Origin of the sequence: Halolamina sp. CBA1230 (assembly GCF_002025255.2) — an archaeon.
Lineage (GTDB): Archaea > Halobacteriota > Halobacteria > Halobacteriales > Haloferacaceae > Halolamina.
The window spans coordinates 1608368-1623575 of sequence record NZ_CP054587.1 but is presented as its reverse complement, the minus strand read 5'-3'; the positions used below and the strand labels follow the sequence as shown (position 1 = coordinate 1623575).

The 15208-nt window shown below is 68.6% G+C and carries 20 protein-coding genes and 1 tRNA gene; 13 read left to right on the top strand and 8 right to left on the bottom strand.

Going from position 1 to position 15208, the window contains the following annotated elements; translation table 11 throughout:
- The first annotated feature begins 34 nt into the window (after positions 1 to 34).
- From B4589_RS08505 to B4589_RS08495, 3 genes are all read left to right on the top strand, one after another.
- Positions 35 to 415 carry a Rid family detoxifying hydrolase gene (locus B4589_RS08505; protein ID WP_079233867.1) on the top strand — a complete coding sequence of 127 codons (381 nt, stop codon included), beginning with the start codon at positions 35 to 37 and terminating at the stop codon, positions 413 to 415.
- Between the two features lies 1 nt (position 416).
- Positions 417 to 623 carry a hypothetical protein gene (locus B4589_RS08500; protein ID WP_079233866.1) on the top strand — a complete coding sequence of 69 codons (207 nt, stop codon included), beginning with the start codon at positions 417 to 419 and terminating at the stop codon, positions 621 to 623.
- 27 nt (positions 624 to 650) lie between these two features.
- Positions 651 to 732, top strand: a tRNA-Ser gene (locus B4589_RS08495).
- Between the two features lie 651 nt (positions 733 to 1383).
- Here the strand turns inward: B4589_RS08495 and B4589_RS08490 are convergent.
- Together B4589_RS08490 and B4589_RS08485 are read right to left on the bottom strand one after the other, a co-directional pair.
- Positions 1384 to 2565 (bottom strand): 3-dehydroquinate synthase II, encoded by a 1182-nt coding sequence (locus B4589_RS08490; RefSeq protein WP_079233865.1) that lies wholly within the window; start codon positions 2563 to 2565, stop codon positions 1384 to 1386.
- 52 nt (positions 2566 to 2617) lie between these two features.
- Positions 2618 to 3826: an MFS transporter gene (locus B4589_RS08485; RefSeq protein ID WP_079233864.1), complete on the bottom strand. Its 1209-nt coding sequence runs from the start codon at positions 3824 to 3826 to the stop codon at positions 2618 to 2620.
- 81 nt (positions 3827 to 3907) lie between these two features.
- Here B4589_RS08485 and B4589_RS08480 point away from each other — a divergent pair, with 81 nt between their 5' ends.
- On the top strand, positions 3908 to 4078 hold the full coding sequence (locus B4589_RS08480; protein ID WP_176330514.1) for an HVO_0758 family zinc finger protein: 171 nt from the start codon (positions 3908 to 3910) through the stop codon (positions 4076 to 4078).
- A 174-nt stretch (positions 4079 to 4252) separates the two neighbouring features.
- Here the strand turns inward: B4589_RS08480 and B4589_RS08475 are convergent, their stop codons facing one another.
- Together B4589_RS08475 and B4589_RS08470 are read right to left on the bottom strand one after the other, a co-directional pair.
- On the bottom strand, positions 4253 to 5164 hold the full coding sequence (locus B4589_RS08475) for a PhzF family phenazine biosynthesis protein (RefSeq protein WP_079233863.1): 912 nt from the start codon (positions 5162 to 5164) through the stop codon (positions 4253 to 4255).
- Between the two features lie 79 nt (positions 5165 to 5243).
- Positions 5244 to 5426 (bottom strand): hypothetical protein, encoded by a 183-nt coding sequence (locus B4589_RS08470; protein ID WP_079233862.1) that lies wholly within the window; start codon positions 5424 to 5426, stop codon positions 5244 to 5246.
- A gap of 149 nt (positions 5427 to 5575) precedes the next feature.
- On the opposite strand from B4589_RS08470, the gene B4589_RS08465 reads away from it, so the two are divergent.
- Together B4589_RS08465 and B4589_RS08460 are read left to right on the top strand one after the other, a co-directional pair.
- Complete coding sequence (locus B4589_RS08465) at positions 5576 to 6181, top strand: MarR family transcriptional regulator (RefSeq protein WP_079233861.1); 606 nt, start codon at positions 5576 to 5578, stop codon at positions 6179 to 6181.
- Positions 6182 to 6253: 72 nt separating this feature from the next.
- Positions 6254 to 6550 (top strand): hypothetical protein, encoded by a 297-nt coding sequence (locus tag B4589_RS08460; protein ID WP_079233860.1) that lies wholly within the window; start codon positions 6254 to 6256, stop codon positions 6548 to 6550.
- Position 6551: 1 nt separating this feature from the next.
- On the opposite strand, the gene B4589_RS08455 is transcribed toward B4589_RS08460, so the two are convergent.
- Entirely contained in the window at positions 6552 to 6800 is a 249-nt protein-coding gene (locus tag B4589_RS08455; RefSeq protein WP_079233859.1) for a hypothetical protein, read from the bottom strand.
- A gap of 219 nt (positions 6801 to 7019) precedes the next feature.
- On the opposite strand from B4589_RS08455, the gene B4589_RS08450 reads away from it, so the two are divergent.
- A complete protein-coding gene (locus B4589_RS08450) occupies positions 7020 to 8888 on the top strand; it encodes a flippase-like domain-containing protein (protein WP_079233858.1) in 1869 nt (622 codons plus the stop codon).
- 611 nt (positions 8889 to 9499) lie between these two features.
- Here the strand turns inward: B4589_RS08450 and yjjX are convergent.
- On the bottom strand, positions 9500 to 10018 hold the full coding sequence (yjjX, locus tag B4589_RS08445; protein ID WP_079233857.1) for an inosine/xanthosine triphosphatase: 519 nt from the start codon (positions 10016 to 10018) through the stop codon (positions 9500 to 9502).
- A gap of 77 nt (positions 10019 to 10095) precedes the next feature.
- Between yjjX and B4589_RS08440 the strand changes: the two genes are divergently transcribed.
- Complete coding sequence (locus B4589_RS08440) at positions 10096 to 10293, top strand: hypothetical protein (RefSeq protein WP_079233856.1); 198 nt, start codon at positions 10096 to 10098, stop codon at positions 10291 to 10293.
- 2 nt (positions 10294 to 10295) lie between these two features.
- On the opposite strand, the gene B4589_RS08435 is transcribed toward B4589_RS08440, so the two are convergent.
- Positions 10296 to 11036 carry a cobalamin-binding protein gene (locus B4589_RS08435; RefSeq protein WP_079233855.1) on the bottom strand — a complete coding sequence of 247 codons (741 nt, stop codon included), beginning with the start codon at positions 11034 to 11036 and terminating at the stop codon, positions 10296 to 10298.
- 81 nt (positions 11037 to 11117) lie between these two features.
- Here B4589_RS08435 and B4589_RS08430 point away from each other — a divergent pair, with 81 nt between their 5' ends.
- Positions 11118 to 11810 (top strand): type I 3-dehydroquinate dehydratase, encoded by a 693-nt coding sequence (locus tag B4589_RS08430; RefSeq protein ID WP_079233854.1) that lies wholly within the window; start codon positions 11118 to 11120, stop codon positions 11808 to 11810.
- An 18-nt stretch (positions 11811 to 11828) separates the two neighbouring features.
- On the opposite strand, the gene B4589_RS08425 is transcribed toward B4589_RS08430, so the two are convergent.
- On the bottom strand, positions 11829 to 12416 hold the full coding sequence (locus B4589_RS08425) for a transcriptional regulator (RefSeq protein ID WP_079233853.1): 588 nt from the start codon (positions 12414 to 12416) through the stop codon (positions 11829 to 11831).
- Positions 12417 to 12868: 452 nt separating this feature from the next.
- Here B4589_RS08425 and B4589_RS08420 point away from each other — a divergent pair, with 452 nt between their 5' ends.
- The 4 genes from B4589_RS08420 (at position 12869) to B4589_RS08405 (ending at position 15160) form a co-directional block, all read left to right on the top strand.
- Complete coding sequence (locus B4589_RS08420) at positions 12869 to 13486, top strand: DUF1102 domain-containing protein (RefSeq protein WP_079233852.1); 618 nt, start codon at positions 12869 to 12871, stop codon at positions 13484 to 13486.
- 74 nt (positions 13487 to 13560) lie between these two features.
- Positions 13561 to 14091 (top strand): DUF1102 domain-containing protein, encoded by a 531-nt coding sequence (locus tag B4589_RS08415; protein WP_255246059.1) that lies wholly within the window; start codon positions 13561 to 13563, stop codon positions 14089 to 14091.
- Positions 14088 to 14246 carry a hypothetical protein gene (locus tag B4589_RS08410; protein ID WP_158081155.1) on the top strand — a complete coding sequence of 53 codons (159 nt, stop codon included), beginning with the start codon at positions 14088 to 14090 and terminating at the stop codon, positions 14244 to 14246. The genes B4589_RS08415 and B4589_RS08410 overlap by 4 nt, the downstream gene beginning before the upstream one ends.
- Before the next feature lie 44 nt (positions 14247 to 14290).
- Positions 14291 to 15160, top strand: coding sequence for a hypothetical protein (locus tag B4589_RS08405; RefSeq protein ID WP_079233850.1), 870 nt, complete (start codon positions 14291 to 14293; stop codon positions 15158 to 15160).
- Positions 15161 to 15208: the final 48 nt, after the last annotated feature.

Below are 15208 nucleotides of genomic sequence, written 5' to 3'. Positions count from 1 at the left end.
TGGACTTAAGGGGAGTCCGGCGCCAGTTCCGTCCATGAAGGAGACGATCCACACCGACGACGCTCCCGAGGCGGTCGGCGCGTACAGTCAGGCGACGACCGACGGCGATCTCGTGTTCACGGCGGGCCAGATCCCGATGACGCCCGACGGCGAGCTGCTCGACGACGAGGACATCGCCACCCAGGCCGAGCAGTCGCTCTCGAACCTCCAGGCGATCGTCGAGGAGGCCGGCGCGTCGATGGACGACGTGCTCAAGACGACGGTGTTCATGGCCGATATCGAGGATTTCGACGAGATGAACGACACGTACGCGAGCTTCTTCGGCGAGGAGCCGCCGGCCCGCAGTGCCGTGCAGGCCGGCGCGCTCCCGAAGGGCGTCGGCGTGGAGATCGAGGCGGTCATCAGCGTCGAGTGAGGTGCGGCCTCGAGTAACGTCGGCGCTGCTGTGGGGCGTGGTGGGCCTGCTGGCCTTCCTCGCGGCAGTGCAGGGGTATCAGCTGCTCGTCGGGCCGCTGCCGGTGTCGATCCCGGCCGTCGGCGCCGTCGCGGTCGGCGTCGGCGCGTTGACGGCCGGAACGGCGTACCTGACGGAGTTCCGGCTCCGAGCGAAAGGAAGGACTTAACCCCGACAGGGCGGTACGTTCGAGCGAGCCAGGATGGCCGAACGGTAAGGCGCACGCCTGGAAAGCGTGTTCCCTTTCGGGATTCTGGGTTCAAATCCCAGTCCTGGCGCTTTTCCGCAGTCACCGTGAGTGAGGAGCGGAGCGACGAGCGAACCGACTGCGGAAAACAACATCTGACTGGATTTTAACCCCTATCAGTCGCGCGCAGCGAAGCGAGCACGTCTGATTCCGGGTTCAAATCCCAGTCCTAGCGTTTCTGTCGTCGATTCGGTGTGAGTAGTGACGACTGTGGTCGCGAACGGTCCGTTGCGGACCGCAAACGGCACCGCGGAGTTCGGTGCTTCGACCGCAAACAGCAACAGCATCTCGGAGCATGACCACTTGCGACCGCAACCGCCCCGCACAGTCCACAGACCTCCCCAGCCGACTCACTCGCTCACATCCGTTCGCTCGTTCGTCCCTCGCGCTGACTCGCACCCGGAGGTGCTCGCGCTTCGCGCCGACAGCCACGGCGGTGCGGTGGCGGTGGACGCCTCGCGGCCGGCAGTCGTCGCCGGCCGCGGGGGGAGGGGTGGGGACCGTATGCTGCGCCGGGCCTCGTGCCCGGCGCCTCGCGGTTACAAGTGGTCATGCTTCGAGATGCTGTCGCCGTCGAACCGAGATGCTGTTTCCGTCGAGAACTGGCCGTACGCGACGAGCGAAACCGGCCTAAAACGGGAAGAAAAAGCCTGGAAAATGACGAGATAGACGATAACCGAACCTACTTCTCGATGATGCTCTCCTCGATCTTCTCGCCGAAATGCCGCCCACCTTCCTCGTAGTAGATCAGCACCTCGTCGCCCGCATCCAGATCCGTCACCGCCGTCCGTCCCTCCTTCGTCGGCACTTTCACCGTCTCGGCGTTCTGGAGCAGCGTCTCCACGGCGTCCGGTTCGCCGTCGACCTCCACTTCCGCCTGCACCCGGAACATCGGGCGCTTCTCGATCTTCACGCGGCCGACGATGGCCTCACGGGTGTGGCCCGCGGTGTCGACGACCTGCACGCGGTCGCCCGACTGGAGCTCCGCGAGGTACTTCGTCTCGCCCTCGGGCGTCCGGACGTAGGCGTGCACTGCACCAGCGTTCACGCGGAACGGCCGGGAGGCGACGTACGGCGAGTCGGCCGTCTCCCCGTGGACGAAGAACAGCCCGCGGGAGAGCGAGCCGACGAGCATCCCCTCGTCGTCCTCCAGCAGCGACCCCGTGTCGATGCAGACGCGGTCGGCGCCGCCGGTCTCCTCGATCTGCTGGATCTCGGCGTAGCGCAGATCCAACTGCTCGCGCTCGCTGCGGTCCCGAACCTCGACCGTCTCGCGGATCTCGTCGGGGTCGTCCGTGTCGAGCAGCACGTCGTCGACGCCGATCTCCAGCGTCTCGAACGCCGTGGCAGCCTCGTCGGCGGAGTCGACGCCGGCCACGAGGTTCGTCTCGTCGCCGACGCGGGCGATCAGGTTCTCCAGCGGGATCACCTGCCAGTCCTCGGCGACGACGATGGTGTACTCGGCGTCGCTGGCGGCCTCCTCGGCGAACGCCTCGTACTCCTCGTCGAACACGCGGACGTACGACGCCTGGGCGCGGTCGTCCGAGCGCCGGAGCGTCGTCAGGTCGGCCGATCCGGAGAAGTCGTTGGGGAGGTCGACCGTCCCGTCGCCCTCACCCTCCTTCCCGACGACGTAGACGTCGGGATCGTTGTCCCGGCTGGCGTCGAGGATCTCCTCGCCCGGCTCGCCGGTGTCCTTGAACGCGGCGACGTTGACGCTGCCCAGTTCGCGGACGCGGCCCACGTCGGCCTCGTCGACCAGCACCCAGTCCACCCCGGCTTCGAGGCCGGCAGTGATCCGTCGCTTTCGCGCTTCCCAGTCCCCGACTTCGTCGTCGGCTTTCAGCCAGACGGAACGCGTCATATCCGGACACTCTCCGGCAGGCGGCTTGAACGTGGCGGATGGCGGAACTCGGTCAGTCGGGGAGCCGGCCCGCGCGTTCGAGCACCACCAGAACGAGCACGACGCAGCCGACGGCGGTCGCGAGCCCCCGGAACGCCGTCACGTAGGCGACGCCGGCCTCGGCGAGCGTGCCGACGAACCACGAGCCCGGGGCCTGTGCGAGCATCATCGTCCCGCTGTACACCGCGTAGGCGCTGGCGCGGTTGTGGTCGGGGAAGGAGGCGAGCAGGAACGTGTCCATCGCGGGGAAGATGCTGTGGACCGTGTAGCCGAGCGCGACCGACACCGCGAGCAGCGATACCGTCCCCGGCGCGAGCGTGAGCAGGAACACCAGCACGACGAACGTCGCCGAGAGCCCCAGCAGGTACTGCGCTTTCGGGAGCCGGTCAGCCAGCGAGCCGCTGATCGCGAACGCGGGCACGCCGGCGGCGAACACGAGCGTCAGCGAGTTCCGCGCCGTGGCGGGCGCGACGCCGCGGGACTCCATGAACAGCTGGTAGAAGTTGAACACGCCCTGCCACGCGAACCCCAGCACGCCCATGATGGCGACGCCGAGCAGGATCGTCCGCCATTCCGCCCGAGCGGCGCCGAGTAGGTCGCGGTCCTCGGCGCCGGCGTCGGGGAGGTCGACCCCGCGGGAGAGCACGAACGTCGTCGCGGTCGTGAGCAGCCCGCCGGCCGCGAGCGCGACGAACACCAGCCGCCAGGGCTCGTCGGCGGGCAGCCCCAGCGCCGTCAGGACGGGCGTCCAGTCGACGACGGTGCCGACGGCGAGGGTGACCACCGGCGCGGCGACGGCCGCGGCGACCTGGTTCGACGTGCCGTGGATCCCGATCATCCGCCCCACTCGCGCGGGGAACAGTTCGCTCACGAGCGTGTTGCCCGTGACGAAGTAGAGCCCGGAGGCGAGCCCCGACATCCCGGCGCCGAGGATCAACAGCGGGACGCTCCCGGCGACGGCGGCGACGCTCGCGCCGACGGCGAGCACGATCCCGGCCGCGAGCACGACCCGCAGCCGCGAGAACTTCGTCAGCAGGTAGCCGGTCGGGATGCGCGGGAGCGCGCTCCCGAGCCACGCCGCCGAGGCGACCAGCCCCGCGGTCGACTCGCCGACGCCGAACGTCGCGATGAACACGCTCACCAGCGGCGCCAACACCACACGGGCGAAGTTGACGAGGAAGGCGTAGCCACAGAGCGCGCCGAACAGCCGGGAGCGAGACACGTGAGGCGGTTGCCGGCGGGCGGGGTCAAGCGTTCCGGATCCGTGCGGGGTCTTTTTAACTTCGCACCCGAAGCGGGGGGTATGAAGAGCACGCGGAAGGGGCTACGCAACGACGAACTCCGTAAGGACACCTACGAGCGACTCGCCTGCGCGGAGTGTGAGAAGACGCTCGCCACCGAGAACCCCCCGGACGAGGTGTACAGCGTGCGGAAATGCCCTGAGTGCGGGAAGGAGTGGAAGGAGCTGCCCTAGGTCGCGCCGGCGGAAGGTCGCCGCCTTTGACTCGACACGATCACGGCAAGGCGCGCCGCGGCCGAGGCACGGAGGCCCGAGCAGGTCGCGCGCCGTGACTGACTACACACGACCGCGGCAAGGCGCTCCGTGACCGAGACACGGAGGCCTCGGTAGGTCGCTCGCCGCGGTCGGTTACGCCTCGATGATCTCGTCGTCCTCGTACTCGGGCACCGTCAGCGACCCGTCCAGCGACACCACCGAATCCCCGCCGACCTGTACGGTCCGGCCGTCGACGCGGACGCCGACGAACCCCGGGCGGTCGAGGAAGTGGCCCTGCTCGAACGTCATCCGTTCCGGGAACTCGTCGTCGAACGCCGCGAAGTGGTCGAGGTAGGCGCCGCAGGCGCCGGAGGCGGTGCCGGTCACGGGGTCCTCGTCGATACCGAGGCCGGGGACGAACGCGCGGCCGTGCAGCGTCGAGTCCTGACTCCGGCCGATCGCGTCGAACGTGAACGTGTAGACCCCCTCGGTGTCGTGTTTCGCCGCCAGCGCCTCGACGGCCTCGTACTCCGGCTCCATCGCCGAGAGGTGTTCGAGGAAGTTCACCGGGAGGATCAGGAACGGCAGCCCGGTCGAGGCGTACGCGGGCGGGAGATCCGCGCCGACGTCCTTGAACGCCGCCTCGTCGATCCCCAGCGCGTCGGCGGCTGCGCCGTAGTCGAGGTCGACCTCGAACACCTGCGGGGCGTTCTGGGTCATCCACACCGACCCCGACTCGGTCACCTGGATATCCAGCACGCCCACCTCGGTCTCCAGCGTGTAGCTCCCGGCGTCGATCGTGCCGTCGTCGAACAGCGCGCCGTGGGCCGCGATCGTGGCGTGCCCACAGAGATCGACCTCCTGGGTCGGCGTGAAGTAGCGCACCTTCCGGTCGGCCGCCGTCGAAGGGAGGAGGAAGGCGGTCTCGGAGACCGACAGCTCGCGCGCGATCGCCTGCATCTGCTGCTCGCTCAGCCCGTCGGCGTCGGTCACCACCCCGGCGGCGTTGCCTGCCAGGGGCTCCCCGGTGAACGCGTCGACGAGAAGCGTCCGGTAGCTCTCCATGGCCGAAGGTCGGCCCCGGCCGGTTTAGACGTGGCGGGCTCCTGGACCGCGTCTCGCGCTCGGCGAACGCGTGTCGGACTCAGAGTCCGCTGAACAGGACCACGAGCGTCAGCGCGGCGCCCAGGACGACGAACGCCGCCCCCTCGACCGTGGGGTCGCCGGGCTCGATCGGTTCGGGCTCGTACGCCTCCTCGTCCTCGCCGTCGAGATCGTCGAGGCTGACCGCCCACTCCCCGTCGTCCTCGTCCGGGCTCCGGCTCATCGGTCGAACGGAGGTCGCCGGCGCGGAAAGCCGTTGTGGGTGTCCGCTGCCGACCGGCTGTTCCGGGTTAGGAACCACCTGTGGCCGATCGGGGACACGCCGATCCGAGCGTCGAAACCTCTTTGGTTACCAACACCCCAGGAGAACCCGTGACACGCGGAGTCGACGAGGAGAAGCGGGCGACACTCAAGCGGTTCGCCGCCGCCGGCGCCGCCGCGCCGTTCGCGGCGTTCGGGGGCGACAGCGACGACGGCGACAGCGACGCCCGCGACGCCATCGTCGGCTACGTCGCCGCCACGCCGGGGGCGCACTTCTCGAAGCTCCGTGACGACCTCCAACTGGGCACCGGCGAGACACAGCACCACGTCGAGCGCCTGCTGTCGGCCGGCACGATCGTCTCCCGCCGCGACGGCGACTACCGCCGCTTCTTCCCTGCCGACCGGTTCTCCGAGTTCGAGCAGCGGGCGCTGGGCTACCTCCGGCGCTCGACGCCCCGCGGGATGGTGATCGCGCTGCTCCGGAACCCCGACGCGACGGGCGCGGAGCTCGCCGACCAACTCGGCGTCTCCCGGGCGACCGTCAGTAGCCACGCCGCGGCGCTGGAGTCGGTGGGGCTGCTCTCCCGCGCGGACGGCTACGCGCTCGAGGAGCCCGAAACGCTGCTCGCGCTGCTGGTGCGCTACGCTGACTCCTTCGACACCGCCGCGGACGCGCTGGCGGCCGACGCCGCCGAGTTGATCAGCCACGACCCGTGAGCGCGGTGTGACAACGTCTCTCTATGCGGACAGTTCCCAACCGATAAGGTCGACGCCCCCCTATCCACTCGTATGCCCGACACAGCCCTGCTCTGGCTGTTGTTGGTGATCCCCGTCGCGATACAGCTACCGCTGCTGTGGTACATGATGTCCCGGATGGAGATCGACGAGGCGCCGGATCACACCGGCTCCGACATCTGGGGCGGCGAGGACGAGGACGGCGCGGCGTACCGGCGACGGCTCTCCGAGAGCGGCCCCGCCGCCGCTCGTGACGCCGTCGCCGAGGACGGGACCACACGCTGTGGGAACTGCGGGATGGAGAACGACCCCGCCTACCGCTACTGCAGCGGCTGTGCGCGGCGGCTGTGAGCTACTCCGCCGGCGTGACTTTCCAGGTCGTGCCGGAGGAGTAGCCCCATTTCTCGATCTCGAGGCCGTGGTCCGCCGCGAGCAGCGTCCGCATGTTCGCGCCGACCTCCTTGGCGGTCATGTCCAGCTCCTCCGCGACCAGCCGCGACTTGAAGTAGGTCCGCTCGCCGGCGGCCTCGCGCAGGTGGTTCAGGATGCGGGTCTGTTTCTCCGAGAGGTCCGGGGTCGCCGCCACGCCTGCCTGGCCCATACTCCGAGGAACGAACTGTTCCCCCTTCAGACGTTTGGTACGGCGCGTTAATCCCGCCGTAGTCGTGTGGTTTTCGCGTCGATCCGGTTCGATCGAGCCATCCACACAGCGCCCGCAGGTACGGTCGGCTAACGCCGCGGGATCGTGTCAGGCCCTTCGGAAGATCGCAGTTCCGACCCCTTCAGAAGCTACTTACCCGCGCCCCGCCCAGGACCGGGCATGAACGACCCCGCCGACGGGAGCGACGCCGCCGCGGGGGCGGCGGCGGCGTCCGACGGCGCCGATCCGTCCCGGATCGAGGTCAGCGTCGTGCTCCCGGCGTACAACGAGGCGGACACCATCGAGGAGACGGTGCGGACCACGCTCGACACGCTGGGCGCGTTCCTCGACACCGGCACGTTCGAGGTGATCGTCGCCGAGGACGGCTGCGACGACGAGACGCCCGCGATCGCCGACCGCCTGGCCGACGAGATCCCGGCGGTCCGGCATTTCCACAGCGACGAGCGGCTGGGCCGCGGCGGCGCGCTGGAGCGCGCGTTCGACGCCGCCCACGGCGGGACGCTGGTGTACTTCGACACCGACCTCGCGACCGACATGAAGCATCTCGAGGAGCTGGTGAACACCGTCCGCCAGGGCGAAGCCGACGTGGCCACGGGGTCGCGCTGGATGCCCGACAACGTCGCGGATCGCCCCGCCAAGCGCGGCATCCCCTCGTGGGGGTACAACGGCGCCGTCCGGCTGTTCCTCCGGACGGAGGTTCGGGACCACCAGTGTGGGTTCAAGGCGATCTCCCGCGAGGCGTTCGAGGCGGTCCACGACGACGTGGAGGACCGTCACTGGTTCTGGGACACGGAACTGCTCGTGCGCGCTCAGCGCGCCGGGTTCGAGGTGAAAGAGTTCCCGGTCGACTGGGAGCCGAAGGGTGACTCGAAGGTCGACCTCGTGCGGGACGTGTTCGGGATGGGGAGCCAGATCGTCCGCACGTGGTGGCAGCTCTCGGTCCAGCCGCGGCTGAACAAGTGGGTGACGCTGGGCGCCAGCGCGCTGCTGGTGCTGGTCGCGTTCCTGCTCTCGACGCTGTACATCGACTACGGCGCAGTGATCGACCGCATCTCCGACGCCGACCCGACGCTGATCGCGGTCGCGGCGGTGGTGTACGCGCTCTCCTGGCCCCTCCGGGGGCTGCGGTACCGCGACATCCTCGCGGAACTGGGGTACACGGAGAAACTGGGCTTCCTCACGGGGGCGGTGTTCATCTCCCAGACCGGGAACCTGGTGTTCCCGGCCCGCCTCGGCGACGGCGTGCGGGCGTACGTCGTGAAAGCCCGCCGCGGGATCCCCTACCCCTCGGGCTTTGCGTCGCTGGCGGCCGAGCGCGTGTTCGACCTGCTCACGATCACCGTCCTCGCCGGACTGGTGCTGCTGGGCTACGCCGCCTCGGGCGATCTCGCGCGGGTGGCCGAGTCGGTGACCGGCGCCTCACAGAGCGGGCAGGTCGCGGTGCTGGTCGCGGTCGGGATCGCGCTGGTCGCCATCGCTGCCGTCGCGGGGATCGTGCTCTCGGCGCGTTCGGACCGGAACCGCATCCGGGCCCTCGTCGAGCGAGTGTCTTCGGACTCCTACGCGGACTACGTGGCGGGCGCCCTGGAGCGGTTCGTCGGCGACGTGCAGCAGGTCGGCGGCGACCCGAAGGCGTTCTCCCGCGTCGGCGCGACGAGCCTGGTGATCTGGACGCTCGACGTGATCACGGCGGTGTTCGTGCTCGCGGCGTTCGGCACGGGGCTGGAGACCGCGACGCTCGTGACGATCTGTTTCTTCGCGGTGTCGGTCGGAAACCTCGCGAAGGTGCTGCCGCTGAGCCCCGGCGGCGTGGGGCTGTACGAGGCGGCGTTTACCCTGCTCGTCGCGGGGCTGACGCCGGTGACGGCGTCGGTCGCGCTGGGGGCAGCGATCGTCGATCACTTCCTGAAGAACGCGGTGACGATGATCGGCGGCGGCGCGTCGATGCTCGCGCTGAACGTCTCGCTGACGACCGCGGTGGAGGAGGCCGAGGAGATGGAGGAGGTCGAGTCGGTCGACTCTGCTTGATTCGGATTCTTCGTTATTCGAGTAGTTGGCGGCGCCATTTCTGCTCGGTTCGTTCGTTTCGGGAGAGTGGTCAGCAACACCGTGAAAGCCCCTGCCCGCTCCGGTCGGGGGCCTCGTTGCGCTCCTCGCTTCGCTGCGGTGCTTACGTCGGCCGCCTTCCCGGAGCGGACAGCCCCTTTCAGTCCCGCCCGTAACCGCGGCCACACCCTCCCCAACCGACGCTGCCGCGCTGGTGGCTCACCACGAGGGTTCGCCGGCGCGGCCAGCGTCCCTCGCGCGTACTTGGGCAGCCGACGGAGCGGCTGCCCGCACGCGCCATGGCAGTCCTGGCGCGAAACGGGCGCGGCCTCGTGCCGCGTCTCAGCGCGAGGGACGAGTGAGCGACTGAAAGGAGCGAACGAGTCGGCTGGGGAGGCTCGTGGACTGTGCGGGGCGGTGCGGTCGCAAGTGGTCTAGCCTCGAGCTGCTGTTGCTGTTCGCCGTCGCGGTCACGGTCGTACGGCACTCCACAACCCCCCCAAACGAGCGAAGAACCGAAGATACCCGGAAAGGCCTCTCCATCAAGAACTCGATCCGAGAAACCGAAACGAACCCCAATAATCGAGAAACACTCAGTACTGATCCGTCACGAACGGCCCCATCGCCGCCGCCACGCCCGCAGCCAGCGCGTCGTCGCGATCCACCACCCCATCGGACAGCGCGCCCGCGGCGCCTTGCTTCTCCGCCACCCCCTCCTCCCCGAGCACGTCGTCCATCACCGGCCCGAGCTCCTCGCCCGCGGCCACGCGGTCACCGATCGACGCCGGGAGGCGGAACGACGGCCCGCTGCCGAGTCCCACCGCCTCGCCGTCGGTCACGGCGACCCACATGATCAGGAACAACCCATCAACACCAGAAACCTCCGCGACGCCACCCTCCAGGCCGACGCCGAGGTCGTAGTCGCCCGCGGCGAGCGCGTTCCGCGCGCGGTTCTGCGCGCCCGCGACGGTCTCCTCCTGTCCGGTCGGCTGCTCGGAGACGCCAGAATCGACCGCCACCGCCTCGATCTCGGGACTATCGAGTGTCCCCGCGACGGCGGCTTCGACCGCGCGACGCTTCACCGGGTTCCCGCTGCCGACGGCGATTCGCATACCCGAGAGCGGCGGCGCGGCGGGCGTATCGGTTTCGGTCGCGGAATTTACGGTCCTGACGGACCACCCACACCCCAATGTCCCCCAACATCGACGATAGCGCCGAGTTCCGTGCCGCGATGCTGTACGACCTGAAGCGCCTGGTGATCCTCCTCCAGTTCACGCTCGCCGGGATCGCGATCCCGCTGCTCGTCCGCGCCGACGGCGGGGTCGGGAGCATCGCCGCGCTCGCGGTCGGCGTGGGCGTCGCCGGGTCGCTCTGGACGCTGTCGTAGCCCTACGCGTCGACGCCGTGCAGGACCCCCGCCAGCCGCTCGACCCCGGTGACCAGGTTCGGGCTCGGTTGGTTCAGTAGCGAGTCGTCGACGACGTGGACCTCGGCGGCGAGCTCCCAGCCTCGCTCCCGGAACGCCTCGGGGTCGGCGCGATCACCTTTCCCGCAGGGGTGGAGGATCACGTGGTCGGGGTTCGCGGCCGTCACCGCCTCCAGAGCCACCTCGGCGGAGCGTTCGCCCGGGTCGGCGAAGGGGTACTCGCCGCCGGCGGCGTCGACCGCTTCCGGGACCCAGTTCCCCGCCGCCATCGGCGGGTCGGCCCACTCCTCGCAGTACACCGTCGGCCGCGGTTCGTCGGCGACGGCCTCGCGCACGGACTGGAGCCGCTCGCGCGCGTCGGCGGCCAGGTCCGCGCCCGCGGTCGCCTCGCCCACCGCGCGCCCGAGGTCGGCGAAGCTCTCGATGGCCTCGTCGAGCGTCCCGGGTTCGGCGTGGTGGACGGCCAGCCCGCGTTCCCGGAGGGCGTCGCGCGTCTCGCGCTGGAGCGCGTCGCTGGTGAGGACGAGATCTGGGGAAAGCGCCGCGACGGCGTCGAGATCCGCGTTGAGCCAGCCGCCGACGCGTTCCGAGTTGCCGTCGACATCCGAGAGGTCGCAGTGGTGGGTCACCCCGACCAGATCGTCGCCGGCGTCCATCGCCGAAAGCGTCGCGGTCGCGCTGGGGGCCAGCGAGACGAGTCGCATCTAGCGTCGATCGGGGCCGACGGGGGAAATACTCCCCGGCTACCCCGAACCGGTATGGTTCCTCGGCTCGACTGCCCGTCCGTGTTCGACTCGTTCACCCTCGTCGCCGCCACCGCCGACCTCGCGGACGAGCGGGCGGCCCGCGGCGTCGCCGACCTCGTGGAGTTCCGGATGGATCTCGCGGCCGACCCCGTCGAGCAGCTGGCGGCGTACGACGGCGACCTCCCGCTGCTCGTGACCAACCGGCCCGCGTGGGAGGGCGGCGAGACCGACGGGAGCAGCGAAGCCGCGGAGACTGCCCGCCTCGACGCGCTCGACGCCGCGCTGGGCAACGACGCCGTCGCGGCCGTGGATCTCGAACTCGCGGCGCTGCGGCGCTCCGAACGCGCGGTGGCGGTAGCCGAGGCGGCCGAGTCGCTCGGCGTCGCGGTGGTCGTCTCGGTCCACGACTTCGAGCGAACGCCGTCGGAGCGGACGATGGCCGCGCTGCTCTCGGCGGCCGCGTCGGCCGGCGACGTGGGGAAACTGGCCGTGACCGCCACGGACCGGGAGGACGCGCTGGCGCTGCTCTCGGCGACCCACGCCGTCGACGCCGCGGGCGAGCACGTGGCGACGATGGCGATGGGCGAGGTCGGGCGGCACACCCGCGCGGTCGCGCCGCTGTACGGCTCGAAGATCGGGTACGCGCCGGTTCATGCTGAGGAGGCCACCGCGCCCGGGCAGTACGACCTCGAGACGCTCGCGGAACTGGTCACGCGGCTCCGTTCCCGGTAGCGCCCCCGCCGCTGCGTCTCACTCGCGTTTCCGGAGTTCGGGCGGTTTCTCCGTACTGCCGAGGCGCGCGCGCCGACCGACGAGGTAGTGGATGACGGCCGAGACGCCGAAGGCGGTCGTGACGAACACCGCGATGTCGGCCGGATCGAGCGCTGCGAAGGGTGGCGTCCCGGTACTGATCGCGAGTAGGAGCGCGGCGGCGACGCACGCGAGCCCGACGTAGTAGAGGCTCCACGGGATCTCCTGGCTGCTGAGTACCTCCACGTAGACGTCCAAACTCTCCAGTGCGGGCGTGGGTTCGACGAGACAGGGGTCCTCGCTGACGGTCACGACCTCCTGCTCCGCCAGTTTCGGCAGGTGGGTGCGCTTGAGCGTGCTGTACACGTTCCGCCGGTCGTCGTACGCCACGTCGGCCGGGTTGATGCCGCGCTCCCACGCCGTGACGTCCCGCGAGAGTTCCGAGACCTCGACCGGCTCCTCCGCGTGTTTGAGCGCGTGGATGACGTAGCGTCGCCGCCGGTTCGAGAGCATCTCGAAGACGTCGTCTTCGGACAGCTCCTCTCCCGCAGAGTGCGACTCGTTGTCGGTGGTAGTGATTGACATCATCTTTCGGCCCTCTCAGTCCGGATCTCCCCCCACCTCGGAACCGGCGAGTTTCGCCAGTACGTGTGTGATAGAGTACCATAAATTAGTTAGATAGTTAACCTCTTCTGCCCGTATGGTGAGAGGAGATGGCTCCCCTCGTCGTCCGCGAACGGAGTCGTTGATGGGCGTTCGGACCTACCTAACTGTGTAGCTGTCTGCGTCTTCGAACTCAGCCTACGGCTGTGGAGTGCATCGAGCGGCCCCTTCGCGCCGGTTCAGCACATCATGCTCCCCTCGGCGGCGGCGACGAGAGTGGCCTGTCGTCCAGCGATCAGGCACTACGATCCATCGAGCCAACCCCGCCAACATGTCGAGGATCTCATAACCAAGTATCACCCTGCATATGGCTTATCCGAGCGCTCCCGACCTGAACGGCCAGGTTTCGGGGGTGCGCGAACACAGGTGAGATAACCATGGAACGACGCAAGTTCGTGATCGGACTCGGATCGCTCGCTGCCGGCGGGGCAGCTGCAATGGGTACTGGTGCGTTTTCGGGCGTGCAGGCGGATCGTGATATCTCGGTGGAAGTCGCTGGTGACGCAAGTGCGTACCTCCAAATGAAGGCCCCTGACACCCTCGAGAACGGAGAGTACGCAGATGGGCCGGGCGAAACCGGTAATCAGCTGAGTCTTACGTTCGACTCTAGTGCGACGAGCCACAGTGGGAGCGGTGTCAACGCTGACGCGATCAGTCGGTTCGACGAAGTGTTTATGATTATTAACGAGGGAACGCAGGAAGTTAACCTCCATATCGATGACGAGGAGTTGTCTCAGGAGGCACAGGATCGGATTCGCTTCTACACTACCGAAACCGGTGGACGAAAAACGCTCGAAGACGGCGAAGAAGACTCGGCTGCTGAGGGCGAAAAGAAGATTGGTGTTCCAGTCGGTGCTGGTCAGAACAAGACAGTCGGCGTGGAGATCGACACGCGAGAAGTCACAAACTCTGGGGGTGGTTCGGATTGGCCGGCCATCGACGACCCGAGCGACTGGTCCGTGAGTGGTGAAGTGACGATCTACACCGAGGCGTAAATAGGACTACTGCCATCAAGTAGTCCCTTATACTCGATTTTAAACAGGTTATCAGGTCAATGAAACGAAGATATATGCTCTCGCTACTCGGCACGCTCACAGCTGGCGGGGCTTTAACCGCCGGGACCGGTGCCTTCAGCGGTGTCCAAGCGGACCGTGGTATCAACGTTAACGTGGCTGGAGACGCGAGCGCGTATCTCGGTCTCGTCCCTGCGTCGGGTCCGAACGGTGCCTACGCGGACGTGACTGACGGCGATCTCACGCTCGATTTCACGGGAAACAACGGCAACATCGGTAGCAGCATCTCCGGTGGAACCGGAGTCAATTCGGACGCTATCACGTGGTTCGAGTCGGTATTCGAGGTCCAGAATAATGGAACTCAAGAGGTAAACGTGACAATATCCCCGTTAACGTTCTTCGACACGAACAGCGGAGATATCCTGTTGGCGCTACTCGTTCCCAGCACGACGTTCCCCGGAACGTTCACTCTCGGTGTGGGTGACGCGGAGGTGTTCCACGTCGTGATCGCTAGCATCGGGGACGGAACCACTTCAGGTCCCAGTATCGACGGAACGATCGACATCGTCGCGGAGGCCACATCATGAGTGAACCCACGCTGGAAGATTTCTTCACCCAATCGGAAGCGTACGGTGAGGAAGAGTACAGTCAGATACCCGAGGGATACCGCGAGACTATCAACGAGATCCTTCGTGGATTATCGGAGAGCTCAGAGGAGACCGAAGAGTCAATAACACAATAGTAGAGAGGGCACCGCTTTTCCCGGCCGGGAACGGACCCCCGGCCATGCCCACCATCAGGGAGAAACGCGTGTACGACGACGCCGCGCCGCCGACGCCGGTGTTCGTCGCCGCCGAGCAGGGGCTGGTGGTCGCCCAGCTCTCCGACGACGCCGTGGGGGAGTTCGGCCTCGCCCGTCGGGGAACCGCCCGCGATGTCGCGGTCGGCCCCGATGGAACGCTCGCGGTCGCGGCCGACGAGTCGCTGCTGGTCGCCCCCGACGCCGACCCGGACCGCCTCCACGAGACGGCGTTCGGCCTGGCGACAGCGGTCTCGGTCGTCGACGGACCCGAGCTCTCGGTCGTCGCCGTCGACGAGTCGGGGCGGATCGCACGGCTCCAGATCCCCGACGAGGGGTTCGACCCCGAGTCGTCCCCTGAGGCGGCCGATTGGACCGACCTCGGAGTCGTCGACGACGCCCGCACGCTCGACGGTCGGCTCGTCGCCGCCGCGGACGGCGTTCACCGAATCACCGCGGCGGGAGTCGACCACGCCGGCCTCGACGACGCCCGGGACGTGGCGGCCCGCGGCGCGCCGCTGGCGGCGACCGGCGAGGGGCTGTACGAACTCGGCAACGGCTGGATGCTCGCCCGTGAGGCGGCACACGAGACCGTCGCGACCGACGGCGAACGGGCGCACGCGGTGGCGGCTGACGGGACGGTCCTCGGGCGTTCGACCGGGGGCGGCGAGTGGGCCGAACTCGAGCTGCCCACCGGCGACCGGATCGTCGATTTCGCCTACACCGACGCGGCTGTCGTCGCCGCCACTGAGTCGGGATCGCTGCTCGCCAACGCGGGCGAGGGCTGGCGGTCACGGGCGGTCGGCGTGACGGGCGTGCGATCCATCGCGGCGGGGCCGCGGCCCGCGACCGAGTAGCGCGAGGTCACGGCCAACGGAAACGTGTTTACCGGCGGGGGCGCGAGC